At 67.1% G+C, this 25244-nt stretch carries 26 protein-coding genes and 2 tRNA genes; 10 read left to right on the forward strand and 18 right to left on the reverse strand.

The window, feature by feature from the left end; all coding sequences use genetic code 11:
- Window positions 1–3: 3 nt before the first annotated feature.
- From N1F91_RS09140 to N1F91_RS09155, 4 genes are all read left to right on the forward strand, one after another.
- On the forward strand, window positions 4–1065 hold the full coding sequence (locus N1F91_RS09140; RefSeq protein ID WP_289991605.1) for a trypsin-like serine protease: 1062 nt from the start codon (window positions 4–6) through the stop codon (window positions 1063–1065).
- A gap of 25 nt (window positions 1066–1090) precedes the next feature.
- Window positions 1091–2233: a S8 family serine peptidase gene (locus N1F91_RS09145; protein ID WP_289991607.1), complete on the forward strand. Its 1143-nt coding sequence runs from the start codon at window positions 1091–1093 to the stop codon at window positions 2231–2233.
- Window positions 2234–2586: 353 nt separating this feature from the next.
- Window positions 2587–4110 (forward strand): hypothetical protein, encoded by a 1524-nt coding sequence (locus tag N1F91_RS09150; protein ID WP_289991608.1) that lies wholly within the window; start codon window positions 2587–2589, stop codon window positions 4108–4110.
- A gap of 36 nt (window positions 4111–4146) precedes the next feature.
- Window positions 4147–5427 (forward strand): MBL fold metallo-hydrolase, encoded by a 1281-nt coding sequence (locus tag N1F91_RS09155; RefSeq protein WP_289991609.1) that lies wholly within the window; start codon window positions 4147–4149, stop codon window positions 5425–5427.
- A 354-nt stretch (window positions 5428–5781) separates the two neighbouring features.
- Here the strand turns inward: N1F91_RS09155 and N1F91_RS09160 are convergent.
- The 10 genes from N1F91_RS09160 to N1F91_RS09205 all read right to left on the reverse strand — a co-directional run bounded on the left by N1F91_RS09160 (window position 5782) and on the right by N1F91_RS09205 (window position 12067).
- Window positions 5782–5857: transfer RNA gene (locus tag N1F91_RS09160), tRNA-Phe, on the reverse strand.
- Window positions 5858–6345: 488 nt separating this feature from the next.
- Entirely contained in the window at window positions 6346–6558 is a 213-nt protein-coding gene (yacG, locus tag N1F91_RS09165; protein ID WP_289991611.1) for a DNA gyrase inhibitor YacG, read from the reverse strand.
- Between the two features lie 7 nt (window positions 6559–6565).
- Window positions 6566–7201, reverse strand: a complete 636-nt coding sequence (locus N1F91_RS09170; RefSeq protein WP_289991612.1) for a Maf-like protein — start codon at window positions 7199–7201, stop codon at window positions 6566–6568.
- 48 nt (window positions 7202–7249) lie between these two features.
- Window positions 7250–7468, reverse strand: a complete 219-nt coding sequence (gene infA / locus N1F91_RS09175; RefSeq protein ID WP_019172992.1) for a translation initiation factor IF-1 — start codon at window positions 7466–7468, stop codon at window positions 7250–7252.
- Between the two features lie 99 nt (window positions 7469–7567).
- Window positions 7568–8056 carry a low molecular weight phosphatase family protein gene (locus N1F91_RS09180; protein WP_289991613.1) on the reverse strand — a complete coding sequence of 163 codons (489 nt, stop codon included), beginning with the start codon at window positions 8054–8056 and terminating at the stop codon, window positions 7568–7570.
- Window positions 8057–8062: 6 nt separating this feature from the next.
- A complete protein-coding gene (locus tag N1F91_RS09185) occupies window positions 8063–8548 on the reverse strand; it encodes a UPF0262 family protein (protein WP_289991615.1) in 486 nt (161 codons plus the stop codon).
- Window positions 8549–8557: 9 nt separating this feature from the next.
- Window positions 8558–9850, reverse strand: coding sequence for a histidinol dehydrogenase (gene hisD / locus N1F91_RS09190; protein WP_289991616.1), 1293 nt, complete (start codon window positions 9848–9850; stop codon window positions 8558–8560).
- Between the two features lie 18 nt (window positions 9851–9868).
- Complete coding sequence (locus tag N1F91_RS09195) at window positions 9869–10303, reverse strand: DUF2948 family protein (protein WP_289991617.1); 435 nt, start codon at window positions 10301–10303, stop codon at window positions 9869–9871.
- A 112-nt stretch (window positions 10304–10415) separates the two neighbouring features.
- On the reverse strand, window positions 10416–11705 hold the full coding sequence (gene murA / locus N1F91_RS09200; RefSeq protein WP_289991618.1) for a UDP-N-acetylglucosamine 1-carboxyvinyltransferase: 1290 nt from the start codon (window positions 11703–11705) through the stop codon (window positions 10416–10418).
- Window positions 11706–11857: 152 nt separating this feature from the next.
- The gene (locus N1F91_RS09205) at window positions 11858–12067 is read right to left on the reverse strand and encodes a hypothetical protein (RefSeq protein ID WP_289991620.1); all 210 of its coding nucleotides are present in this window, start codon (window positions 12065–12067) and stop codon (window positions 11858–11860) included.
- A gap of 95 nt (window positions 12068–12162) precedes the next feature.
- On the opposite strand from N1F91_RS09205, the gene N1F91_RS09210 reads away from it, so the two are divergent.
- Window positions 12163–12237: transfer RNA gene (locus N1F91_RS09210), tRNA-Thr, on the forward strand.
- A gap of 128 nt (window positions 12238–12365) precedes the next feature.
- Here N1F91_RS09210 and N1F91_RS09215 read toward each other — a convergent pair.
- Together N1F91_RS09215 and N1F91_RS09220 are read right to left on the reverse strand one after the other, a co-directional pair.
- Complete coding sequence (locus N1F91_RS09215; protein WP_289991621.1) at window positions 12366–13265, reverse strand: glycosyltransferase family 2 protein; 900 nt, start codon at window positions 13263–13265, stop codon at window positions 12366–12368.
- Between the two features lie 205 nt (window positions 13266–13470).
- On the reverse strand, window positions 13471–13692 hold the full coding sequence (locus tag N1F91_RS09220; protein WP_289991711.1) for a hypothetical protein: 222 nt from the start codon (window positions 13690–13692) through the stop codon (window positions 13471–13473).
- A 312-nt stretch (window positions 13693–14004) separates the two neighbouring features.
- Here N1F91_RS09220 and N1F91_RS09225 point away from each other — a divergent pair, with 312 nt between their 5' ends.
- Window positions 14005–14475: a hypothetical protein gene (locus tag N1F91_RS09225; protein WP_289991623.1), complete on the forward strand. Its 471-nt coding sequence runs from the start codon at window positions 14005–14007 to the stop codon at window positions 14473–14475.
- Here the strand turns inward: N1F91_RS09225 and N1F91_RS09230 are convergent.
- The 4 genes from N1F91_RS09230 to mscL form a co-directional block, all read right to left on the reverse strand.
- On the reverse strand, window positions 14460–14831 hold the full coding sequence (locus tag N1F91_RS09230; RefSeq protein WP_289991624.1) for a DUF1622 domain-containing protein: 372 nt from the start codon (window positions 14829–14831) through the stop codon (window positions 14460–14462). The two genes, N1F91_RS09225 and N1F91_RS09230, sit on opposite strands and share 16 nt — an antisense overlap.
- A 269-nt stretch (window positions 14832–15100) precedes the next feature.
- Window positions 15101–16093, reverse strand: coding sequence for a UDP-glucose 4-epimerase GalE (gene galE / locus N1F91_RS09235; protein ID WP_289991625.1), 993 nt, complete (start codon window positions 16091–16093; stop codon window positions 15101–15103).
- A 115-nt stretch (window positions 16094–16208) separates the two neighbouring features.
- A complete protein-coding gene (locus tag N1F91_RS09240; RefSeq protein ID WP_289991626.1) occupies window positions 16209–17375 on the reverse strand; it encodes a pyridoxal phosphate-dependent aminotransferase in 1167 nt (388 codons plus the stop codon).
- A 101-nt stretch (window positions 17376–17476) separates the two neighbouring features.
- A complete protein-coding gene (gene mscL, locus N1F91_RS09245) occupies window positions 17477–17923 on the reverse strand; it encodes a large conductance mechanosensitive channel protein MscL (RefSeq protein WP_289991627.1) in 447 nt (148 codons plus the stop codon).
- A gap of 192 nt (window positions 17924–18115) precedes the next feature.
- Between mscL and N1F91_RS09250 the strand changes: the two genes are divergently transcribed.
- Window positions 18116–21604 (forward strand): PAS domain-containing hybrid sensor histidine kinase/response regulator, encoded by a 3489-nt coding sequence (locus tag N1F91_RS09250; RefSeq protein WP_289991629.1) that lies wholly within the window; start codon window positions 18116–18118, stop codon window positions 21602–21604.
- A gap of 30 nt (window positions 21605–21634) precedes the next feature.
- On the opposite strand, the gene N1F91_RS09255 is transcribed toward N1F91_RS09250, so the two are convergent.
- Window positions 21635–22297 carry a response regulator transcription factor gene (locus N1F91_RS09255; protein ID WP_289991630.1) on the reverse strand — a complete coding sequence of 221 codons (663 nt, stop codon included), beginning with the start codon at window positions 22295–22297 and terminating at the stop codon, window positions 21635–21637.
- A 209-nt stretch (window positions 22298–22506) separates the two neighbouring features.
- Here N1F91_RS09255 and N1F91_RS09260 point away from each other — a divergent pair, with 209 nt between their 5' ends.
- From N1F91_RS09260 to N1F91_RS09270, 3 genes are all read left to right on the forward strand, one after another.
- Complete coding sequence (locus tag N1F91_RS09260) at window positions 22507–22869, forward strand: hypothetical protein (RefSeq protein WP_289991631.1); 363 nt, start codon at window positions 22507–22509, stop codon at window positions 22867–22869.
- A gap of 214 nt (window positions 22870–23083) precedes the next feature.
- The gene (locus N1F91_RS09265) at window positions 23084–23794 is read left to right on the forward strand and encodes a DNA helicase (RefSeq protein ID WP_289991633.1); all 711 of its coding nucleotides are present in this window, start codon (window positions 23084–23086) and stop codon (window positions 23792–23794) included.
- Between the two features lie 169 nt (window positions 23795–23963).
- Window positions 23964–24791, forward strand: a complete 828-nt coding sequence (locus tag N1F91_RS09270) for a thioesterase family protein (protein ID WP_289991634.1) — start codon at window positions 23964–23966, stop codon at window positions 24789–24791.
- A gap of 2 nt (window positions 24792–24793) precedes the next feature.
- On the opposite strand, the gene N1F91_RS09275 is transcribed toward N1F91_RS09270, so the two are convergent.
- Window positions 24794–25198 carry a hypothetical protein gene (locus N1F91_RS09275; RefSeq protein ID WP_289991635.1) on the reverse strand — a complete coding sequence of 135 codons (405 nt, stop codon included), beginning with the start codon at window positions 25196–25198 and terminating at the stop codon, window positions 24794–24796.
- Window positions 25199–25244 lie beyond the last annotated feature (46 nt).

The following is a 25244-nucleotide window of genomic DNA, read 5'->3' on the forward strand; positions in this document are numbered from 1 at the left end:
ACGGTGCGGCGCGGGACGTTCCTTGCTCACCTGCCGGTCTGGCTGGTCCTCGTCTTCTTCGGCGCGGCGACCGGCGCGTCGGCGCAGGTGGCGGACGCGCCGGACCGCTTCCGGACGATGGCGTTGGGTGACACCGCAGCGATCGACCAGGCAGGGCTGCTGGGCGAGTTCGGCGGCTTGGTTGTCAACGGCGATGACGTGCCCTCCGGCATGCACAACACCGTGGTACGGATCAGCTTCCGCGCGACGCCCGCCAGCACCAGGGACAGTGTCTGCACGGGCATCCGGCTTCTCGGCCGCAACGTCGTGCTGACGGCCGCGCATTGCAGCTGCGGCGTGCTGGGCACCTATCGGTTCGTGACCAAGGAAACATTCGACAAACTGGCTCCGGGGCAGCCGATCGCCGGCGAGTGGCGTGCGGTCCGCTATCCCGCACGCTATCCTGGCTACGATTGCGCGCTGCCGCCCGAAGCGCAGCCGGGCAAGGATCTCGCCGTCTTCTTCGTTTTCTCTTCGGACGACGCCGAGTTTTCGCGCAATGCCGATTCGCACAAGCCGGAAGACCTGGTTCGTTTCGCGAGCATGCACCAGGTGCGCGACGCGGGCGATATCTATCTGCTTGTGGCGGGCTTCGGCGTGACGGAAACCGGCGATCTGCCGCATGTGCTGCAACAGGGACTGATCCGGATCGGCACGCATTTCTGCAGTCGCGGAACATTCGGCGGGACCGCGTGCGAGGGCTTCCGCGAGTTCGCGTTGGGATCCGAAGGGCCGTCGGGCACCCCGTTCCCGGTGGACACATGCAATGGCGACAGCGGCGGGCCGGTCTTCTGGTATCCGCCGAACGCCGTCGACATCAACGGCGTTTCCTTTCAGCCGCCCGCGGCCCTTGTGGGCATCACGTCACGGGCGCTCGCCGTCGCCGACCACCTGCCGGGAATGCTCTGCGGCGGCGGAGGCGTCTATACGGCGGTGGGACATTCCGCGGTGATCGACTGGCTGTGGTCCCTGGGCGTCACCGTCCGAACTGTCGAGAGCCACAAGCCGCGGCCTGAACCCGGCTGAAGCCGGACTCCGGAGGAGCACGACGATGACCTTCCACATGCCGCCGCGTCCCGTGCAGTTGCCTTCCGCAGGTCCCGTTCCGGGAGGGCACTTGGCGCTGCACGAATCGGATGCTCTCGTGCAGTTCCGCGAAGTTCACAAAACCCTGGGCCTGTTCGGCCAGGGCACGGTCGTCGCCGTCGTCGACACCGGCTGCAACCTCGATCACCGCGACTTCCTGCCGAATGAAGCCCGCGTGGCGGGGCGTGTCAATCTGTCGGGGACGGGCGCATCCGACGTCGTGTCGGACATTCATGGCCATGGCACGCATGTGACCGGCGCCATTGCGGCCCACGGCATCCATCCGGGCGTCGCCCCGCAATGCCGCATCGTGCCGGTCAAGGTGATGCGCGGCGACGATACCGACACCAGCGATTCGATCCGGCAGGGCATGATCCGGGGACTCGAATGGGTGCTCGCCAACGCCGAGGCGCTCGGCATCAGCGTCGTGTGCCTGTCGATGGGCAACGACCGCAATCTGCAATCGGATGCGGGGCTCGAGAACGATCCCATGACGCTCGCGGTCAAGGACCTGTTCGCGATGAACATTCCCGTCGTCGCGTCGGCGGGAAACTACTACGGGCTGCACGCGACGCAGCACGACGCTGTCGAAGGCATGTGCTTTCCTGCCATCCTGCGCGAAACGATCAGCGTCGGCGCCGTCTACGACGAACCGTGCAATTCTGCCGACAAGCCTTGCTCGCTGGGCCCCGAGTTCGGGAGTCCTTTCACCAGCGCATCAAAGCCCGACCAGTTGACAATCTACACGCAGCGCATGGCAAAGACGGCCGATACTGAATTCGGCACGGACATCTTCGCGCCCGGTTCCTGGGTGAAATCCAGCGGCATCGGCGCCGACAATGCGTCTTCGCGCGTGATGCAGGGCACCAGCCAGGCCGCGCCGATCACCGCAGGTGTCATCGCGCTCATGCAGTCCGCAGCCGTGCAGGCGGGCAAGAAGCCCCGTCTCCCGATCGCGATGATCCGCGACGTGCTGCGTTCGACTGCCGTGCGGATCAGGGACGATTCGACGCTGGCCACACCCAGGACCACCCGCAAGGAGTTCCTGCGCGTCCACGCCCCAGGCGCGGTGAAAGAAATCCGCAACCGTCTGGCGCTGATCGGATGATCCCCCCGCGCGCCACGCCAAGGAGCAAGAAGCCCGCAAAGACGGAGACCCCGGCGGGGCCGCCGACCGGGTTTCACATCTTCCCGATCGTCGCGCAGGATCCGACCATCCGGGACGAGCACGGCAAGATTCTGATGACCACGGTGCGCATTCCCCACGCACTGCTGGAAGACGGTCCGCGCAGCCACCGGTTCGAGGTCGTCGACTACGACGCCACGAGCGACACGCTCTACAAGCCGGCTCCATGCGCGGAGATCGAAAAGAAATACGGCTCGGTCGACGGCCTTCGCGACGCCATCTTGGCGAACGATCCGCATGCGCACCAGATCAACGTCTTCGCCACGGCCTCGTCGGTGCTCTTCGAATTCGAGCGTGCGCTCGGCCGGCAGGTGGAATGGGGATTCGAGAGCCACCAGATCCGCCTCCTGCCGCACGCGGCCGAAATTGCCAATGCTTACTATTCCCGGCGCGACGAGTGCCTGGCCTTCGGCCATTTCCTGCGCAAACGCGTCAATGACGAGAGCGACCGGGACAGGCGCGTCTTCCTGTGCCTTTCCCGCGATATCATCACCCACGAGACGACGCACGCCATCCTCGACGGCATGCGCGGCAGCTTTACCCGCCCTTCCTCAGTCGACCAGGGAGCTTTCCACGAAGGTTTTGCGGACATCGTCGCGCTCCTCTCGGTGCTGAAAAGCGAGGAGATGATCCGCCAATCCTTCCGGACCGGCATCAGAGCCACGCCGGAGGGCGAAGCGCCAACCCAGCCGGTGTTTCCCCTGGACAAGGTGCTCGAGTTCATAGAGGGCGGCAAGAACAGCTACCTCTACAAACTCGCCGAGCAGCTCGGTCAGGCGAGGTCGAGCGGCTCGCGCGCCGCCCTGCGCGAATCGATCGCTCTTCCGCGGGACGAAAGCCGGTACCGCAACAAGAACTATTACCTGCCGCATGATCTGGGTGAAGTCCTTGTGGCCGTCATCCTTCACAGCTTTACGGAAGTCTGGGCGAACCGCATCCGGGCGAAGACCGGCAAGGCGGCAGGGTCGGTCGTGGACAGAGGCGGCAAACCGCCGGTCCTGGGGGGGGCGGTGAACGTCGATATCGGCCGCGTCGCGGAAGAAGGCGCGAAGGCGGCGCAGCACCTGCTGTCGCTGCTGATCCGGGCGATCGACTACCTGCCGCCGGTCCATATCGATTTCAGGGACTTCCTCTCGGCCATTCTTACCGCCGATACGGAGATCTGCCCGGACGATAGCTTTGGTTATCGCGACACAATTCTGCGCCAGTTCGAAACATTCGGCATCAAGGCGTCGTCGGACGAGAGGAACCACGTCTGGAGGTCGGGCCTTGTTGACGGGCGCGAAATCCGGTTTCGACTTGGCAATGTCGAGGAGAACCGGTGGTCGAAAGGGGCCATGTTCCGGCTCATCTGGGAAAATCAGTATGCGCTGGCGCTCGTCCCGCGCATCTACACCCAGGTCAATTCCGTCAGACCCTGCTGGCGGGTCGGGCCGGATGGCTACATCTTGCGGGAGACGGTCGTGGAGTACGTTCAGATCCTGAAGAACGCCGATCGCGACGACCTGCAATACATCATCGATTGCGCCGCGAAGTCGGGGCGCGATCCGGAGCGCAACCTCGTCATGCCGGGGAACCATATCCTCGACCGCCAGACGGTGGACCTCGCCGGCGGCGGAACGCTGATCTTCGACGAATTCGGGACGCTGAAGTATCACATCCACAACCGCATTTCGTCGAGCCGGCAGAACGGCGTTCTCGAGTACCTATGGCCGCGAGACCAACTCGGTGGCGAGCGGCGCGAGAGCCGACGCGCACTGAACGCGCACCTGGCCCGTGCCGGCCTGTTCACCGGCTGAGTGGCGACAATGGCAAGACGCAAGAGACCGGTCTCCGTGTCGATCCACATGTACAACGTCGGCTTCGGCGACTGCTTCCTGCTCGAATTCGCTTATCGCGATGCGGCGACGCGCTGGATGCTGATCGACTGCGGAACTTTCCGGGCACCGGGCGACGTGCGGGAATCGGACCATCTGGCCGCGGTGGCGGCGGACGTGGCTCGGCGATGCAACTCGAGGCTCGACGTTCTGGTCGCCACCCACCGCCACGCAGACCACATATGCGGCTTCAAGGGCAAGAGCGGGGATATCTTCGCCGCGCTGGAGCCGAAGCGCGTCCTTCAGCCCTGGACCGAGGAACCGGGCGCCCCGCCGGCCGGGTTGCCCGAGTCCAGCCCCGCCGACAGCGCAATGGCCCGGCGCGGCCTCGCTACGGGCCAGTTGGTGATCGACGCCATACTCGAGCGGATGGCGCGCCGGGAGGCGCTGCCCGATCGGGACGACATTCGGCCGCTGTCGGCCTCCCATCTTGGCGACCTCGCTGAAATCGCGCGGATTGCCAGTCTCAACATCAGCAACAAGGAGGCGGTAGAAACCCTTGCACGGCTCGGCCTCGATGGCCGGGCCCGCTACCTGAAGGCCGGCGACGATCCCGAACTGAACGACATTCTTCCCGGTGTGCGCATCGATGTGCTCGGTCCGCCAGATCTGGAGCAATGGCCCGAGATCAGGAAGCAGGTGGCGAACCATGAGGAGTTCTGGCTCAGGATGGCCGACGCTCTCCAGTCCGCCGACCCTGACCTGGAGCGGCGTCCCATCTTCGACGAACAATACGTCGATCGCGGCCGGCGCGCCTGGCATGGCTGGATCATCGATCGCATGCGCGACGCCGACATCGAGACGACAATGGCTTTGGTCACGTCCCTCGACAAGGCGCTGAACAACACCAGTCTCGTACTCCTGGTGACGGTCGGAAAGAAGTCCTTCCTGTTTCCCGGCGACGCGCAGATCGAGAGCTGGAACTTCATCCGGAAGCACCTCGACAGAAAGCGGAGCCGGATCGCCAACGCCATCCGCAACTGTGACGTCTACAAGGTGGGCCACCACGGCAGCCGCAACGCGACGCCGAAATTCCTCTGGAAGCTCTGGGAAGCGCGGCGAGCCGACGGACGGGCAATGCCGATCTCGCTGCTGTCTACCCGGGGCGGCGTGCATGGATCTGGCGATCACGCTGTGCCTTCTCCGAATCTTATGGGAGTGCTCTCGGAGACCGAACTCCACAGTACCGAGGCCTTGCCCGCGACCGGCGTGCATTCGATGACGATCGAGATAGCCTGATGGATTACGTCTCGAGAGGCGATCGCGTCGGTGGAGTCGCTGTCGTCGAATCAGACGTCCCGCATGTCGTTTCGAAGACAACTGGGCATCTCAACAATCGGAGATTGCGAACGAGCAGGCCAAGGGCGGTGTAGGACCGTGTGCGAGTGTAGGCGGAGCAAGCCGCTGCCCCGGCGGATTCATCTCATGTCCCGAGATTGCTGCGGTGCAGGAGTCTCAAACGATTTGCCGCAAACTTCTGGTAGTATTCTTGCGTACGCAGATTTTCAGCAACCTAGATGCGCAATTCTCCGCACACTGCCAAAAAGGCAGGACATTGCGTCGATCTACAGTTTCTGGGGGCATAAAGGGAAATGGTGCCCAGGGGCGGAATCGAACCACCGACACTGCGATTTTCAGTCGCATGCTCTACCAACTGAGCTACCTGGGCGTGACGGCAGGGCCGTCATTTCGTCTCGGGCACCGCCCGAAAGCGCGTGGGTTATAGCACGCAAAATCGCGGTGTCCAGCATCCCATGACAGAAATCCGACAGCAAAACGGCGGCCCTTGCGGAAGGCCCGGCGAAGCCGCCCGGCGCGGCCGGAAGGAGGCCGTGCAGGCGGCACGGCGCCGCGGGCCGTGGCTGCCGGGCCGAATCCGGATTTCGCCGCAAGTCTCTGGAGGTCAAAGCAAAAAGGCGAGGCGCCGGCGATGCTCGCCCGGCATTGTTCGGCGCGGCGGCCGCTGGCGACGAGGCTGGGCGTCGGCGGGTTCCTGCGGGATGACGCGTCGATGGACAGGTCGGGCGGGCGGCCTCTGTCGCCGCGACGGGCGGGCTGGCGAGGCGCGGATTGCGCAGATGCGGTTTCTGGCGCTGCTCGATGTCGCGTTCGGCGATGACGCGGGGCGCTGCAGCGGCCTCGGGCAGGCGAGAGGGCCTATTCCTCGTCGCCGCCGCGGCGGTCGTCCGGCTGGATGTCGGCTGGCTCGCCCGGGATGACGTAGGCGCCCGAGAGCCAGCGGTTAAGGTCGCGGTCCTTGCAGCGGGTGGAGCAGAAGGGATAGGTCTCGCGCGACGAGGGCTTGCCGCATTCGGGACATTTGACGCGGGGGCGCAGCGGCGTGACGCTTGCGGTGGGCTTGTCCGTCATCGGCGTCTCACGCGGTTCCCAGGCCCGAGACCCAGTTGAAGTGAACCTTGTAGCCTTCGCCAGCAAGCAGCGAGACGGTTTCGTAGAGCGGCAGGCCGACGACGTTGGTGTAGGAGCCCACCAGCTTGACGACGAACGTGCCGGCAAGTCCCTGGATGGCGTAGCCACCCGCCTTGCCGCGCCATTCGCCTGAGGCGAGGTAGCTTTCCATCTCGTCGCGCGACAGACGCTTGAAGCGCACGCGCGTGTCGACGAGCTGCTGGCGAACCTTGCCCGCAGGCGTGATCAGGCAAAGCCCGGTGTAGACGCGGTGCGAGCGGCCGGAGAGCAGGCGCAGGCAGCCGGTCGCATCCTCGAGCAGCTCGGCCTTCGGCAGGATGCGGCGCCCCACCGCCACGACCGTGTCGGCGGCCAGGATGAAGGCATCGCGCTCCCATCCCTCCTCTGCGGACAGCGAGGCAAGGGCCTTCTCGGCCTTCTCCTTCGACAGCCTCTTGGCCAGCGAGCGGGGCTGCTCGGCCCGCTGCGGGGTCTCGTCGATGTCGGCCGGGCAGATCCGGTGCGGTTCGATGCCGGCCTGCTGGAGCAGTTCGATCCGGCGGGGAGAACCCGAAGCGAGCACCAGCTTCTGGAAAACGCTCATCGAAATCCTGTCGGCGCGGCTGGCGCACGCATGAAGCCGCGGCGCGGCCTACTTGAAGCGGTAGGTGATACGGCCCTTGGTGAGGTCGTAGGGTGTCATCTCGACGAGCACCTTGTCGCCGGTCAGCACGCGGATGCGGTTCTTGCGCATGCGGCCTGCGGTGTGGGCGATGATCTCGTGTTCGTTTTCGAGCTTCACCCGGAACATCGCATTCGGGAGCAATTCCGTCACGGTGCCCGGAAACTCGAGGACTTCTTCCTTCGGCATTCGATACCTTTTCATGAGAGAACGCCCGGCGCGGAGCTGGTCCGGGCCGGGAATTGCGCGGAACCTATATGATTACGCCCGGATTGTGAACCTCGTTCTTCACCCGGCCGTCATCTTGCCGTCGACGCCGAATCGCGTGCCGATCCGCCGCGCCAGGCGGTCGCGGACGTCGCGGTAGGCCGCCAGGATCTGCTCGCGCGTGCCGCTGGCGGTGGAAGGGTCGGGCATCGGCCAGTACTCGACGTCGGAGGCGAGCGCGCGCGTCATGTCGAGGGCGGCGTGGTGCGCCTCGGGCGCCAGGGTGACGATCAGGTCGAAATAGCCGTCCTCGAGATCGTCGAGCAGGCGCGGCAGGCGCTGCCCGAGAGACAGGTCCTGCTCGGCCAGGACGGCGTCGACGAAGGGATCGCGCTCGCCGGAGCGCACGCCGGCCGATGCCACATAGACGCCCGGCAGCAGCCGGCGCGCGATCAGCTCGGCCATGGGCGAGCGGATCGCGTTCATGCCGCACAGGAAAAGCACCGATTTGGGCGCCCGGCCGGAGGGTGCGCCGGGCACGGCCTGATCGCTGGGCGGCGTGTCGGCCACGCCTGGCTACCCGCGCCAGTGCAGCACGCAGACCAGCGTGAAGAGCCGCCGCGCCGTATCGAAATCGACCTCGATCTTGCCCGACAGGCGATCCATCAGGGTCTGGGAGCCTTCGTTGTGCAGGCCGCGACGGCCCATGTCGATCGCCTCGATCTGCGAGGGCGTGGAAGAGCGGATCGCCTCGTAGTAGCTCTCGCAGATCATGAAGTAGTCCTTCACGATGCGGCGGAACGGCGTGAGCGACAGGATATGCGTGACCACCGCGCTGCCGTCCTCGCGCGAGACGGCGAAGACGAGGCGCGAATCGGCCAGCGAGAGCTTCAGCCTGTAGGGGCCGCCATTCTCGTCGCCCACGGGGTGGAAGACGTTCTCCTCGATCAGGTCGAAGATGGCGACGGCGCGCTCGTGCTCGACGTCGGGCGTGGACCGGCCGATCGATTCGTCGAGTTCGACGTCGATCAGCCGATGATTGCTTCCGCCGTCCGCGCCCACCGCAGGCTCCTAGAGATTGAGGCGGATGGCGACGGAGCGCGCATGCGCGCCAAGCCCTTCCGCCTCGGCGAGCGCGATGGCTGCGGGCGCCAGCGCGCGCAGCTGGTCGGGTCCGAGCTTCAGGAGAGAGGTGCGCTTGACGAAGTCGAGCACCGACAATCCCGACGAGAAGCGCGCCGACCGCGCCGTCGGCAGCACGTGGTTCGAACCGCCGACATAGTCGCCGATGACCTCGGGCGTGTGCCGCCCGATGAAGATCGCGCCTGCATTGCGGATCCTCGGCACGAAGGCCTCGGCGTCGGCGAAGGCCAGTTCGAGATGCTCGGCGGCGATGCGGTTGGCCAGCGGCACGGCCGCCTCCAGATCGGGCACGATGATCACGGCGCCGAAGTCGCGCCAGCTGGCGGCCGCGGTCTGCGCGCGGGGGAGGGTGGCGATCTGCCTTTCGACGGCCTCCTCCACGTCGCGGCCGAAGGCTGCGTCGTCGGTGATCAGGATCGACTGCGCGGCCGTGTCGTGCTCGGCCTGGGCGAGCAGGTCGGCGGCGATCCAGTCCGGATCGTTTTCCGCGTCGGCGATCACCAGCACCTCGGACGGGCCGGCGATCATGTCGATGCCGACGGTGCCGAAGACCTGACGCTTGGCCGCCGCGACATAGGCGTTGCCGGGGCCGACGATCTTGGCGACGGGGCGAATGGTCTTGGTTCCGTAGGCGAGGGCGGCCACGGCCTGCGCGCCGCCGACGCGATAGATCTCGCCGACGCCCGCCAGATGCGCGGCGACGAGGACCAGCGGGTTGAGCACGCCGTCCGGCGCGGGCACCACGATGACGATGCGCTCGACCCCGGCCACCCTGGCCGGAACCGCGTTCATCAGCACGGAACTCGGATAGCTCGCCGTGCCGCCGGGCACGTAGAGGCCGACTGATTCGATGGCCGTCCAGCGCGAGCCGAGCTCCACGCCGATCGCATCCACATAACGGTCGTCGGCCGGCATCTGCCGGGCATGGTGGGAGGCGATGCGGTCGCGCGCGAGCGACAGCGCCTCGACGGTCCGCGGATCGGCGCCGGCCACGGCTTCGGCGATCTCGTCTTGCGTCACAGCCAGGCTCGCCGCCGTGAAGCCGTTGCGGTCGAAGCGATTGGTGTACTCGACGAGTGCCGCGTCGCCTTCGGCACGCACGCGGGCGAGAATGGTCCGCACCGTCTGGTCGACGTCCTCCGAGACCTCGCGTTTCGTCGACAGGAAGGACACGAAGCTTTCTTCGAAGTCCGGGGCTGTGGAGAGGAGCGTGATGGCCATTCGCGTATCCAGCCGAGCCTAGACGCGGTGCGCGGGACGGGAGGTTGCCTCCCACGCCCCACCGATGTCTGCAATCCTCGCCTCGATGCACTCGACGTCGAGGCGCATCGTGGCGCCGCCCGAGAAGACCAGATCGACATGGCCTGCCGGCGCGTCCGTCTCCTCGAAGCGGACCGCCAGCAGCGACAGCACCTCGGCCGGCTTGTCGCGGTCGATTCCGGCGGTCTTCACCGCCAGCACGCGGTCGAAGTGCAGCGCGGCGCGGCGGCGCTCGTCGTGCCGGCTGAACAGCTTTTTCGGCGCCTCCCAGACGAAGCGGTTCATTGCGATCACCACCCGGTTCTCCTGCGCACGCCAATCGATGTCGCCCACCCGCAGGACGGCATCCTGGAGGTGCGCCGACATCACCTGCAGGTCTTCGGCATCGAGGGCGAGCAGTTTCAGCGGAGGCATGAACTCACGTCCGATCGTTCGGTATCGGCCCTGTGTTAGGCGGTCTCGTCCGATCATGCAATGCGGCGATCGGGCGACCGTTCCACAGCTTCGCGCGGCTGCCCGGCGGCCCTCAGCCGGAGATCCGCTCCACGGTCGCGCCGCAGCGCGAAAGCTTTTCCTCCAGCCGCTCGAAGCCGCGGTCGAGGTGGTAGACGCGGTTGACGGTGCTCTCGCCGTCGGCCGCCAGAGCGGCGATGACCAGCGAAACCGAGGCCCGCAGGTCCGTCGCCATCACCGGTGCGCCCTTCAGCCTGGACACGCCCTCGACGATGGCCGACTGGCCCGAAAGACTGATGCGGGCGCCGAAGCGGGCGAGTTCCTGGACATGCATGAAGCGGTTCTCGAAGATCGTCTCGGTGATCTTCGAGCGCCCGGTCGCCATGGTCATCAGGCCCATGAACTGCGCCTGCAGGTCGGTCGGGAAACCGGGAAACGGCTCCGTCGTCACGTCGACGGGCGCAATGCCGGCACCGTTGCGGGCGACACGGATGCCTTCGTTGGTCTGGGTGATGTGCGCACCCGTCTGGGTCAGGATGTCGAGCGCGCTCTGCAGCAGGTCGGAGCGGGCGCCCTGCAGCAGCACGTCGCCGCCCGTCATGGCGACCGCCATGGCGTAGGTGCCGGTCTCGATACGGTCGGGGATGATGCGGTGGCGGGCGCCCTTGAGCGACGTCACGCCCTCGATGGTGATGGTCGAGGTGCCGGCACCGGTGATGCGCGCGCCCATGGCGTTCAGGCAGTCGGCGAGGTTGACGACCTCGGGCTCGCGGGCGGCGTTCTCGAGGACGGTCTCGCCGCGCGCAAGGGACGCCGCCATCATCAGCACGTGGGTCGCACCGACCGATACCTTCGGGAAGACGTAGCGGTTGCCCACCAGTCCCTTCGGCGCCTTGGCCACCACGTAGCCGATGTCGATGTCGATCTCGGCGCCGAGCGCACGCAGCCCGTCGATGAACAGGTCGACCGGGCGCGTGCCGATGGCGCAGCCGCCGGGCAGCGACACGCGCGCCTCGCCCATGCGTGCCAGAAGCGGGCCGATCACCCAGAAACTCGCGCGCATCTTCGACACGAGATCGTAGGGCGCGGTGGTGTCGACGATGTTGCGGGCGGTGAAGTGGATGGTGCGCGAGTAGCCGGTGTCCTGGCTCTCGCGGCGGCCGTTGACGGTGTAGTCGACGCCGTGATTGCCGAGGATGCGGATCAGCTGCTCGACGTCGGCCAGGTGCGGCACGTTTTCCAGCGTCAGCGTGTCGTCGGTCAAAAGCGAGGCGATCATCAGGGGCAGCGCCGCGTTCTTGGCGCCGGAAATCGGGATCACGCCCTTGAGTTCGTTGCCCCCGACGATCCTGATTCGATCCATGTCCTGTCCTTCCGGCGATGAGCGCAACGAGGCCGGAGCCGTTGCGCCCCACGCCTGAATTGGCCGCTCCTAGAGCAATGACCGCGTTCCTTCAAGGAAAGCCTGTCCCCGACATCCGTTTTGCTTCCAGAAACCGGCGGAAATTCGACCGTTCAGCTTTTCGAGCCGTCGGCTTCGGCGTCCAGACCCTTGCGTTCGTCGGCTTCACCGGCGCGGCGGGCGCGCGCCTGCTGCTTGCGCCGCTGCAGGTTGGCGCGCAGCTGCTCGGCCAGCCTCGCCTTGCGGCGCTCGGCCGCGGCGTTCTCCGCCCGGCCTGTCCCCGCGCCGCCCTGCGCCGCTTTCCGTCCGTCCTCGTCCACCATGGCGTGCGCCCGATTCCCAGATGCGTGCATGCGTGTCATACTACGCTTGCGCTTCGGATTTCGATATGCAAGAAGGCGACCGCAATCGACGGATCGCTGCCGTAGCTCAGTGGTAGAGCACTCCCTTGGTAAGGGAGAGGTCGAGAGTTCAATCCTCTCTGGCAGCACCATTCGTCCCGCTGCATCTCCGACAACCCTGCTTTTCGTTTACCGGCATCTTCGCGTGTTCGCGCTGCGGTCGTCGTGTGGACGGCTCATCGTCAACGGGCAAAGGCGGCGTTGCGCGGGTTCTGGGCGATCAGGTTCCGGAACCGAAGAACCGTCCAAGACGGTGGCGCAGTCTGCCTGGCCTGGACGGGGCAGGGGCGATGACGTCGGCGAATCGCGGCGGCAGGCGGCACAGCCTGCCGCGGTAATGGAAATCCTCCGGAACGCGCCGCAGGTGGTCGATGTCCGGAGCCGGGTCGAATCCGTCCATCGCGGTTGCGAATTCGCCCGGGTCGGGAAACACGTGCGCGAGGTATTCGTCGACGTGGAGGCTGAAATGCCGGCTGTGCCCGGCCTTCACATCGCTCTGCGACATCCTCAGCCTCTTCAGCCGCGCGCTTCTCGTGCGCGCGACAGTCTCGTCCGCCGCCCGCAGGTGAAACATGAACAGATCGTCGGTCTGCCGACGCGGCCGGTCGCAGGCATGGAAGCCGGGACCCCAGATCAGCGGCACGCGACTGAGGAGCGGCTTGCAGTAGACGGCGTCGAAGCGGACCCAGCTGCGCTGGCGCAGGAGTGGCTTCCTCGCATCGAGGGCCGGCTCGTGCCGGCGATCCTGAACCACGTTGAAGCCGACGACGTTGAAATAGGGTTCGTCGGCCTTCGCCCGGAGGTAGTCGGCGAGCCCGGCATAGCGTGCCGAATCCGGCACGATCAGTTCGTCGGCGTCGCTCATGACGACCCAGTCATAGCTTTGCAGGAGCATCGACTGGAGCGAACTCATCATCGCCGCCCGCTTGACCTCGTCGAAGTCCACGTCCGGGAGATCGATCAGCTGATGACGCCGGGAGCTGTCGGCGCGTTGGACGCGGTCGGCGAAGGAGACGACATAGAGATTGTCGTGGCCGACCATGCGGCCGTAATGCTCCAGCCAGAGCGGCAGGAACTCCGGCTCGTTGAAAGCCATCGTGATCGCGGCGACACGCGGCATCGGGCCAGGCGCTCCAGGTCGAGCGGCGCCGGGGCCGCAACGTTCCGTCTGACACCACCGCGATGCCCGCGTGTCAAGCCTGTGGCCGGCGGTTCGGACCACCGGGCAAAAGCCAGGTCGAAACAGCGGCGCCTACCGGTGGCGCCGCGCGACGGGGCCGCAATCGCGGCGTGCATGCGGTCGACGCCGGCGTGAAACGGCGTCCTCAGTTCGTGGCGCGCCGCCAGCCGGCCCGGCGGGCCTCCGCTTCCGAGCAGAACCAGCGTTCGCCGTAGGATGGCCGGATCTTCGTCCGCTCATAATCGGCCTGGCCGGGGACGTGGTAGATCCGCTCCCCGGTGGCGATGCTGACATTGCCCTTGATGCGGCAGCTCTGCGCCGCCTGCACCGGCTGCGCCACATGGCCGAGTTCGAGGCCGCCGAGCAGGTAGCCGGTGCCGCCGCACAGCAGGAGGACGGCCGGGAGCACCGGCAGAGAGCGGGAACGCCGGCGCGCGGGCGCCGGGCGGGGGGTCGTCTTCTGTGGCGAGCGTCCGATCATCGGCGCATGATCGCGCGGAAACCTTGCCGTGCGTTGAATGAAGTCGGTGCAATCTTAACGGGCGCGTGAGCCAAGCGCCCGGCCGGCATACGCCGGTCCGGCGGTCCGTTCGAATCCGATCGATCCGGCGAAGGTTCCGTTCACCGCCAGAGGCGATGACGGGTGCATCCGCCTGCGGAAAGGTCCATTGCAGCGGCCATGTCGCGTCTCCTTTCCATCATCGCACTCGCTGCAGTCATCACCACGCCCGCCCGGGCCGAGTGGGAGTGGACGCGCTGGGGCATGACCACGCATGCGGTGCGGCTGGCGGCGCCGGCGGACCTCGTGCGCCTCGACGAGCCGGTCGGCCGGTCGCGGCTGAGGATGCTCCTCTCGGTCGAGATCGAGACGATGGGGATCGCCGCCCATGCGCGGCTCGGCTTCAGCAGGGCCGGCGAACTTGGCATGGTGGAGTTGCGGCCGGTCGATCCGGTGCGCGATTGCCCGGCTGCAGCCGAAGCGCTGTCGCGGCGTCTCGGCGATCCGGTGTCGCAGAGGCACACGCCCTCGCAGAGGCTGCTCTGGTCCGACGACGGCACCAACCTGATCGAGTTCCGAAGCGCCGGAGACGGCGCCTGCGTGATCCGGCTGACGCCCTTGCCGAAGCGACAGCCCTATCTCGGCGGCTGATCGTTTCCGCGCGACTGCCAGGGGAAACGGCCTTCGATCTCGACTTCCAGCGCAATGCTCAGGAAGGTGCGGATGAGCACGATCCCGGCCAGCACGACGACGCTGTCCAGTGTCGGGTCGACAGCAACGGTGTTGATGATGTCGGCGGCGACCAGGAATTCGAGCCCGAGCAGGATCGCGCGTCCGACGTCGCCGCGGTAGCGCTGGAACGTCATGTCCTGCTGGCCGCCGAGGATGTGGCGAAGCGCGAACTTGCCGGTGGCAAGCGCGATGCCGAGCACGATGGCGGCAATCCCGGCAAACTCGATCGAGCGGGTCGTCCAGTGCAGCAGGGTGTTGAAGAGGCTATCATGCATCGTCGTCACTCCGCAGGTCTTCAGGCATCGCGGCCATGATGGCCGCACGCTCCGGCGCCAGCAAGCCCCGGTCCTCGAGGCACAAGCGCGCGTGGCCGGTGTCCGGTGAAGCGGGAAGCGGCGCCGAAGTTCCCGTCTGGCGCATGCGTCCGGGCTCCGCCGAGGCCGGCGCGGCATGATCCGGCGGCCGCGCGTCCCCGCGGGCGGCTTGCGGAAACGCCGCCGCGGCCCGGCCGTCACGCGGCCAGCCTGCGGCGAGCCGCTGCTCCTCAGGCCGCCGAGTTCTTCCGCGACAGGCTGTCTTCCCAGGCGAGCGAGGTCTCGATGATGTCGTCGATGGCGTCGAAGCGCGGCGTCCAGGCGAGTTCCTTGCGGGCGCGCCCGGCATTGGCGATGACGGAGGCGAGATCGCCCGGCCGGCGCGGCGCGAAGGCGACGGAAATGTCGCGTCCCGAGACCCGCCTGGCGCTGTCGATCACCTCACGCACGGAATAGCCGCGGCCGTAGCCGCAATTGGCGACGAGATTGCCGCCGCCGCTGCGCAGGCGCTGCAGCGCCAGCCGATGGGCGAGGGCCAGGTCGGAGACGTGGATGTAGTCGCGGATGCCGGTACCGTCGCGGGTCTCCCAGTCCGTGCCGTAGACGTCGACGCGCTCGCGGCGGCCATGGGCGGCCTCGCAGACGACCTTGATCAGGTGCGTGGCGCCCTTCGTCGACTGGCCGGTGCGGCCTTTCGGATCGGCGCCGGCGACGTTGAAATAGCGAAGGATGGCGTAGTCGAGCGGGTGGGCGACGGCGACGTCGCGCAGCATCAGTTCGACCATGAATTTCGACATGCCGTAGGGCGTCTGGGGCGCAACCAGCGCCTCCTCGTCGAGCGGCAGCGCGTCGCCGGCGGCATAGATCGCGGCAGTCGAGGAGAAGATGAAGTGGCGGACGCCGCCGGCCACCGCATGCTCGATCAGCGCGCGCGACTTGCAGGTGTTGTTCTCGTAGTAGAACAGCGGCTGCGAGATGGAATCGGGCACCACGACAGAGCCGGCGAAGTGGATGATCGCATCCACCGCGTGCTCGCGGATGACCCGCCGGACGAGCCGCCTGTCGGCGACATCGCCCTTGTAGAAGGCGGCTTCCGGCGCAAGCGCCCATTCGAAACCGGTCGACAGGTTGTCGATGACGACGACCTCCTCGCCGGCATCGAGCAATTCCCATACCATGTGGCTGCCGATATAGCCGGCGCCACCCGTGACGAGCACAGCCATTGGAGAAATCCGCCTGTTGTCCCGGCACACGTCCCGGTGCGCCAACGAGCGGACTATGCGCAGAAATGGTCTGAAGTGCCGTTAAGTCAGCCTCTGCAATTTTAGCGATTGTTTCTCAGCGATCGCGGATCCAGCCGGCGATGCGATCGGCTGCCTCTTCCACTTCGTCCAGCCGCCGGTGAAAGCAGAGCCGCAGGTAGCCGTCGCCGCCCGCGCCGAAGGCGGTGCCGGGGGCGAGGCCGACATTGGCCCTGTCGACGATCTCGGCTGCTGCGGCGCGTGCATCGGGCAGACCGTCGACGGCGAAGAACAGGTAGAAGGCACCCGCCGGTGGCGAGAGCCTCACCCGGTTGGTGGCGCCGAGGATGCGGCAGACCACCTCGCGTGCCGTCGCCGCCCGTTCGACCTGCCCGGCGACGAAGTCGTCGCCCTCGTCGAGTGCTGCCACCGCGCCGCGCTGCAGGAACTGCGGCACCCCGGAATTGGAATACTGGATCAGGTTCTCGAAGGTCTGCTGCAGGCTCGGATGAACCCGCATCCAGCCGACGCGCCAGCCGGTCATCGCCCAGTTCTTGGAGAAGCTGTTGACGAAGATGACGCGGTCTTCCGGCTCCATCACGTCGACGAACGAGGCCGCGCGGCCGGCGTCATAGTGGAACAGGGCGTAGATCTCGTCTGCGATGATCCAGAGCCCGTGCCTGCGGGCGAGCGCCAGGATGTCGGCCAGCGTCTTCCGGTCGGCGGTCCAGCCGGTGGGGTTCGACGGCGAGTTGACGAAGAGGACCCGCGTCCTCGGCGTGATCGCGGCGGCGAGCCGCTCGACGTCCAGGGTCCAGCCACGGTCGGAGAACGACAGTTCCACCGCAACCGGCTTCGTGCCCATCACGCCGGCCGCGGCGGCGAAGTTCGGCCAGGCCGGCGAGAGATACACCGCCTCGTCGCCGGCGCCGGCGGTCGCCTGCAGCGCCATCTGGATCGCGTGCATGCCCGATCCCGTCACCAGGAACTCCTCGGCGGCGGCCGGGCGGCCGAAATGGCGATGATGATAGTTCGCGAGCGCCTGGCGCAGCTCCGGCATGCCGCGCTGCCAGGTGTAGAACGTCTCGCCGGCCTGCAGGCCGGCGATCGCCGCGCGGGTGATGAAATCCGGCGTCGCCAGGTCGCCTTCGCCCGCCCACATGGGAATGAGGCCCGGACGTCCGCGGCCATAGTCGATGATCGCGGAAATGCCGCTGTCGGGCGCGAGCCGGGTTTCGGCGCGGATATCCTGGAGGAGGCTCATGGCGATCATCATCCGTTTGCGAAAGGCGCCGGATTACGCCCGCCATGGGCCGGTTCGCAATAGGCCAGCGCGGCGGAAACCGATCCGCCGCGCCGGGCCGGTCAGGCGATGCGGGTCGGATCGTCGCGCTTGGCCAGAAGATCGCGGATTTCGGTCAGAAGCAGGATGTCCGCAGGGGGCGGCGCCGGCTGGTTGGGGGTCGCCTTGGGCTTGTCCATCGTGCGGCGCATCCGGTTCACGGCCTTGATCATGATGAAGATGATCCACGCCAGGATGAGGAAGTTGATCACCACGGTGACGAAGTTGCCATAGGCGAAGACCGCGCCCTGCTCGCGTGCAGCCTCCAGCGTCGTGGCCGTCACGCCGGACGCGAGCGGCAGGAAGTAGTTCGAGAAATCGACGCCGCCGAAGATGGCGCCGACGATCGGCATGATGATGTCGTCGGTCAGCGACTTGACGATCAGGCCGAAGGCGCCGCCGATGATGACGCCGACGGCAAGATCGATCACGTTCCCCTTCGAGATGAATTCCTGGAATTCCTTTAGCATATCCCCTCACTCTGCCCGGCTTGCAGCCCCGGGCGCGGCCCTTGTTGCGGGCGAAGATATAGCGCCGGTCAGTGCAAGAAGAAACGTCCTTCGGTCGGACCGGAAAATCGTGCAACAGACCGCGTCTGCTCAAGTCCGATTTGCTTTTTCGACCGGAGTTGTCGCAACATCGCGCCGGGGAGGACAGCGTGAATGCGCGGCTGGGTCGTCGTCATCATCGCCATCGCCTATGTCACGCTGCTCTTCGTCATCGCGAGCCTGGGCGATCGCAGGGCGTCGCGGAATCCGGAGCGCGTGCGTCCCTACATCTACGCGCTCAGCCTGGCGATCTACTGCACCTCGTGGACCTTCTTCGGGTCGGTCGGCCTCGCCTCCGAGCGCGGGCTGGAGTTCCTGGCCATCTACATCGGCCCCGTCCTGGTGTTCCTGTTCGGCTACCAGCTGCTCCAGCGCATCGTGCGGCTCTCCAAGGCCGAGAAGATCACCTCGATCGCCGATTTCCTGGCGGCCCGCTACGGCAAGAGCTTCGTGGTCGCCTCGATCGCGACGATCATCGCCACCGTCGGGGCGATCCCCTACATCGCGCTGCAGCTGAAGGCGATATCGGATTCCGTCAGCCTGATGGTCGAGCACTACACGGGCCGGCCGCCGGAGATCGATCTCTTCATCGGCGACATCTCGCTCCTGGTGGCGATCCTGCTCGCGCTTTTCGCCGTGCTCTTCGGCACGCGTCATGCCGATGCGACGGAGCACCAGGACGGTCTCGTGCTGGCGGTCGCGGTTGAATCGGTGGTCAAGCTCGCCGCCTTCCTCGCCGTCGGCATCTTCGTCGTGTTCCTGTTCTTCGACGGTCCGGCCGACCTGATCGAGGCGGTGCGCGGCAATGCCGAGGTCGCGGCCGCATCGGTGTACCCCACCTCCTTCGCCACCTGGTTCGTGCTGACGCTGCTCAGCACCTTCGCCATCATCATGCTGCCGCGGCAGTTCTACGTGATGATCGTGGAGAACCGGGGGCCCGGCGAGTTGCGCACGGCGACGTGGCTTTTTCCGATCTATCTCGTCCTGATCAATCTCTTCGTCATCCCGATCGCCTTTGCCGGCATCGTCACCGTCGGAAGCCAGACGAGCGCCGACCTCTACGTCCTGTCGCTGCCGCTGCTGGCGGGCAACGACCTCCTGGCCATGGCCGCCTTCATCGGCGGCCTCTCGGCGGCCACGGCCATGGTGATCGTGGCGAGCGTCGCGCTGTCGATCATGATCTCCAACGACCTCGTCATCCCGCTCCTGTTTCGCCGTCTCATCCGCTCGGGCCGGACGGGCTACGAGGACTGGTCGCAGATCATCCTCAACGTGCGCCGCGCGGCGATCTTCCTCGTCCTGTTCGCCGCCTTCCTCTACTACCGCGAGACGACCCACAACACGCGGCTGGCGTCGATCGGGCTGATGTCGTTCGCCGCCATCGCCCAGTTCGCGCCCGCCTTCTTCGGCGGTCTGCTTTGGCGGCGGGCCAACGGCCGCGGCGCCATCATCGGCATGACCGGCGGCATCCTCGTCTGGGCCTACACGCTGCTCTTGCCCTCGCTCGCACCGGCGGATCTCCCGCTGGTGGTCCACGGGCCGTTCGGGCTGGAGGCGCTGCGCCCGCGGGCGCTGTTCGGGGTCGTCGCCGAGCCGCTCAACCATGGTGTCTTCTGGAGCCTGCTCGTCAACACGCTGGGGCTGGTGCTCGGCTCGCTGTCGCGGGCCGCGCGACCGCTCGAACGCATCCAGGCGTCGATCTTCGTCCCGCGCGAGGTCAGCCCGATGCCCAGCCTGCGCCGGTTCCGCACCACCGCCACCGTCGACGACCTCAAGGATACGATCTCGCGCTATCTCGGTGCCGAGCGCACCGAACGCTCCTTCGAGAGCTACGCGCAGAAGCGCGGGCGCAAGATCGACGGCGGCGAGCCTGCCGACATGGCGATCATCCGTTTCTCGGAACAGCTTCTCACCAGCGCCGTCGGGTCCTCGTCGGCCCGTCTCGTCCTGTCGCTGCTGCTCCAGCGCCGCGACAAGACCGTCAAGGACGCCTACAAGCTGCTCGACGACGCCTCCGAGGCGCTGCAGCACAACCGCGACCTGCTGCAGACGGCGCTCGACCAGATGGGGCAGGGGGTCACGGTCTTCGACCGCGATTTCCGGCTGATCTGCTGGAACCGGCAGTATCGGCTGCTGCTCGACCTGCCCGACGAGCTCGGCCAGGTCGGCGTGTCGCTGGGACAGGTGCTCGACCATCTGGCGCAGCGCGGCGACATCGAGCACGGCTCCGAAGGCCTGGCGCTCGAACGCCTCAACACTTTCGGCAGCCCCTGGCAGATCGAGCTCAAGGCCAGCGGCCGCATTCTCGAGGTCCGCTCGAACCCGATGCCGGACGGCGGCATCGTCGCCACCTATGCGGACATCACCGCGCGGGTGCGTGCCGACGTCGAGCTGAAGAGCGCAAACGAATCGCTGGAACAGCGCGTCGCGCGCCGCACCGCCGAACTGCTTCGCGTCAACGAGGAACTGGCGCAGGCGCAGATGCTGGCCGAGGAGGCCAATCTCGGAAAGACCCGCTTCCTGGCAGCGGCAGGCCACGACATCCTGCAGCCGCTGAACGCTGCCCGGCTCTACTGCGCCTCGCTCCTCGAACAGGCAGGGAAGGGGCCGACCGGCGCAGCAGCGGCCAATATCGAATCGGCGCTCGAATCGGTCGAGATGATCCTTGGCGCGGTGCTCGACATCTCGCGGCTCGACGCCGGCGCGATGCGACCGAAGGAGACCGCGTTCCGGCTCGACGGGCTGCTGCGCCAGATCGGCACGGATTTCCAGCCCATGGCCCGGGAGAAGGGGCTGCAGCTGCGCATCGTGCCGTCGTCGCTGACGGTGACGACCGACCGCAATCTGCTGCGACGGCTGATCCAGAATCTCGTCTCCAACGCCATCAAGTACACACGCAAGGGCACCGTGCTGATCGGCGCGCGGCGGCGGGGCGAACTCGTGGAAATCCAGGTTCTCGACAGCGGGATCGGTATCGCGCCGGACAAGCTCAACACCGTCTTCCGCGAATTCACGCGCCTCGACGAAGGCATGCGCGAGGCCCAGGGCCTGGGGCTCGGCCTGTCGATCGTCGACCGCATCGCCCGGGTGCTGCGCCTGGAAATCCGGATCCTGTCGCACCAGCACCGCGGGACCCGCTTCTCGGTGATCATGCCGGTGTCGGAGCCGATGGCCAGGGAAGCCGTCGTCACGCCGCTGCGCACGGCCGAAGGCGGGCAGTCGCTGGCCGGCCTCGACGTGCTGTGCATCGACAACGAGCCGCGCATCCTCGACGGCATGCGCCTCCTCCTGGAAGGATGGGGCTGCCGGGTGACGACCCACGGCGCGATGCCGGACGTCTCGGATGGTGCGCTCGGCGATCCGCCCGACGTGATCCTGGCCGACTACCATCTCGACCGCGACGACGGGATCCGCGTGATCCGGCGCCTGCGCGAGGCCTATGGCCGGGACGTGCCCGGCGTGCTGATCACCGCCGACCGGTCGAGCGAGGTGCGCGAGAAGGCAGCCGCGCTCGACGTCGTCCTCCTCAACAAGCCGGTGAAGCCGGCCGCGCTGCGGACCGTGCTGCGGCGTTGCCGCAAGATGTCCCCGGCGGCGGAATAGCAGCACGCCGAATCGGTTGCGCGGTTTTCTTCAGGTCGCCGGTGCGGCGATCGCGTCCGTGGCGATGCGCGAGAGCTGGATCACCGCCTGGGTGCGACTGTCGACGTCGAGCTTCTGAAGCACGGCCGAGACATGCGCCTTGACGGTGGCCTCCGAGACGCCGAGTTCATAGGCGATCTGCTTGTTGAGCAGGCCCTCGGCGATCATCGACAGGACCCGGGCCTGCTGCGGCGTCAGGCTGTGCAGCCGGTGGATCAGGTCGGCGATCTCGGGGTCGGTCTCGGTGCCGAGATCGCCGTCGGCCGGCGCATGGACGCCGCCGTCGAGCACGGTCTGCACCGCCTTGCGGATCTCTTCCATGCTGGCGGATTTGGAGATGTATCCGGAGGCGCCGAGGTCGAGCGCCCGGCGGATGGTCTCGATCTCGTCATGCGCCGAGACGATCATGACGGGCGCTCCGACGTTGATTGCCCGGATCGCCACCAGCCCCGACAGCCCGCTGGCGCCCGGCATCGTCAGGTCGAGCAGCACGAGGTCGATGTCGTCGCTGCCGGCCACGATCGCCTTCGTCTCGGCGAACGTACCCGCCTCCAGGATGACCGGATCCTCGGCCACGCTTGCGAGCGCCTGTTTCAGCGCGCCGCGAAACAGCGGGTGATCGTCGGCGATCACGATTTTCAGGCCCGATGACACTGGCCGTCCTCCCTGGGTCCCGTATCCGATTCTTGTTCTGTCGATGGATGACGGGAAGTCGATTATGCGGCGTTGCGGTCGCATTTCAAGCAGTAAGGAGGCTGCCGACCCCGCGAAGCCTGAATTCCGCAGGCGTTTCCTGCCGGTTGGACCGAAACCTTTCCGTCCGCGCACCGTTCAGACCTCCAAACCCGAAAAAGGAGGATGCCGTGGAGCCCGTTCGGCAGGTGGCCTTCGTCTGCATCGGCAGAGCCGTGGGCTTCGGCGCCCTCGCGATCGTCCTGATGATGCTCTCCTTCGCCTTCGACGCAGCGCTGGCCTTCCGCTGCGGCGCGATCTGCACGCTCCTGATGGCGGGCATCCTGACCCGCAAGGCGATGGTGGCGCACCGCCAGCCGCCGCGGCGAACCGAGGTCTGGCTTCACCTCGACGAGCGCTGGCGTCCGTCCGACGAGCGCGGGAACCGCAACTTCTCGGCGATGATGAGCGAGGTCTACGCCGAGTTTGCCCGCCTGGCGTTGAACATCGCGTGCGGCTTCTTCGCCGTCTCCGTCGCGTTTTCCTTCGTGTAGACACGAGGCTACGGCGCCCGCCCGTCGCCGCACGACGCGGCCGGCTGGCCTTGCAGGGAGCAGCGGCTCCGCGATAGATTCGATTCGGGCTTGGCTCGAGCCTCCTCCCTCCGACGGGGCAGCATCCGGCATGCAGAGCGACGATCCTGCGGACCTTTCGCGTTCGAGCGCTGCATGAGGAGGGGTTGCGACATCGCTCGACGAGGAAGCGACGATGAAGCTGTCTGCCCCCATCTACAGGCTGAAACGCCAGGCCAAATCGATGTCGCGCGAGCGCGGCATTCCCCTGAACGAGGCGCTCGACGCGATCGCGCGCAAGAGCGGCTTTCGCAGCTGGAGCCATCTGGCCTTCGCGGCCCGGTCGGATCCGGCAACCCGCATTCTGCGCGAACTGCGCGGAGGAGACATGCTGCTGCTGGGCGCACGTCCCGGCCAGGGCAAGACGCTGCTTGCGCTCGAACTGGCGGTTGCCGCCGCCGGAACCGGGCGGCGGAGCTTCTTCTTCACGCTCGAATACACCGATGCCGACGTGCGCAACCGCCTCGCATCCCTCGGTCTCGCCGCGGGTGAAGGCGAGATCCCGCTGGTCATCGACACGTCCGACGAGATCTGTGCTGCCCATGTCGTCGCCCGGCTGCGCGCCGAGGCGTGCCCGGCCTTCGCGGTGATCGACTATCTGCAGCTTCTCGACCAGAAGCGGTCGACGCCCGAACTCGGCGCCCAACTCGCCGCGCTCGGCGCGCATGCCCGGGACACCGGGGCGATCATCGTGCTGATTTCGCAGATCGATCGCGCCTTCGAACGCGACGACAGGCGCATGCCCGGGCTGGCGGACGTGCGGCTGCCGAACCCCGCCGACCTGAAGCTGTTTTCCCGGACATGCTTCCTGCATGAGGGCGAACTGGAACTGGCCGAAGTCGCCTGACCGCCGAACCGGCCGCGGGCGCCCTTGAGCCTTCTGGTCCAAACGCCCGCGGTTGCGCCATTCGCCGCGCCGTGCAAACGGGATTGCGACGATCTTTGCGCGGAGGGGATGCGGTGGCGGCGATGCAGCGGGACGGGACGACGACCGGGGCGAGGACGAGGGTCCGGCAATGACCGGCTTCGTGGAGAGCCACCGCTCCTTCGTCAACACGTGGGAGTGCGACGACAACGCCCACATGAACGTGCAGTTCTATTTCAAGCGCTTCGACGAGGCGGCCCGCTTCTTCGCCGGCATGAACGGCGGCGACATGGCCGGACCGCTGCCGCGCACCCGCCACGTGCGCTACCATTCGGAGCTCCATGCCGGGGGTATCGCGCGGATGCGCTCGGCGATCGTCGCCGACGGCCGCTTCGCCGGATTTGCCGTCCATGTGCTCGACGACATCGAGACCGGCAGGATCGCGGCCACGGCGCTCGACGCGCCGTCGGGGATCGAGGCTCCCGGCCACCTGGTCCATGAACGCGACATCGCGCCGGCCCTGCCGAGGGGCATCGCGCCGGAGCCGGCCGAGCCGATGCTGCCGGAGGAGGTGCTCGCGCGGGGCGGTCTTGTGTCCAGCCGGACGATCGTCCAGCCGATGCAGTGCGACGTGGCCGGCGAACTCCTCGCCGAGGGCTTCGTCGGCCGCCTCTCGGATGGCGCGGCCCATGTCTGGGAGGTCGCCGGCGTAGGCATCGCGACGCTACGGGAACGCAACTACGGCCGTGTAGCGCTTGAAATGAAGCTCACCCATCACCGGCCGGCGAAGGCCGGCGAGGCGCTGCTGATCCATTCGCGCCCGGCTCCGACGGGCGGCAAGGCCCTGCAGCTGCACCACGAGATCTCGCGCTTCCCGGACGGGGCGCCGGTCGTCACCGCGCAGGTCGTGGCCGTGATCCTCGACCTGGCGACGCGCAGGTCCGTCGCCATGCCGAACGTCGCTGCGGCCGGCGACTGACGCTAGGTCCGGTCGGGGGCGGGCGCCTCGCCGTCGAGTTCCTTGACGATGCCCATGAAGCGGCGGAAGAACTGCTCCATGTAGCTCAGCCCCTGCTCGAATTCGTCCTCGGTCGGCAGGCCGGCTGCGGGAACGCCCTCGAGCGCGGAAAGACGCTCTTCGACGGCCGCAAGCCGCGCCTGGAGCGCGTCGAGGTCGTCCTGCAATGCCTCGCGGTCGTCGACGGCGAGGCGGCACACCAGCTGGCCCGACTGCTCCGAGCAGAGCGACATCTGGCCGCTGCGCGTGTCGAGGCGCACATAGCCGTCTTCCGTGCGTTCGATCGCATAGCGGTCTTCCTGCGCGGATGCGCCTGCGGTCGCGGCGAGGGCGAGGAGCATGGTTGCGGCGGCAAGTCTCGTCGGCATGGCATCCTCCGATGGTGATTTCTGGAAGGAGAGGCACGGCAATGCG

It is taken from the genome of Aquibium sp. ELW1220 (genome assembly GCF_030398385.1).
Taxonomy (GTDB): domain Bacteria; phylum Pseudomonadota; class Alphaproteobacteria; order Rhizobiales; family Rhizobiaceae; genus Aquibium.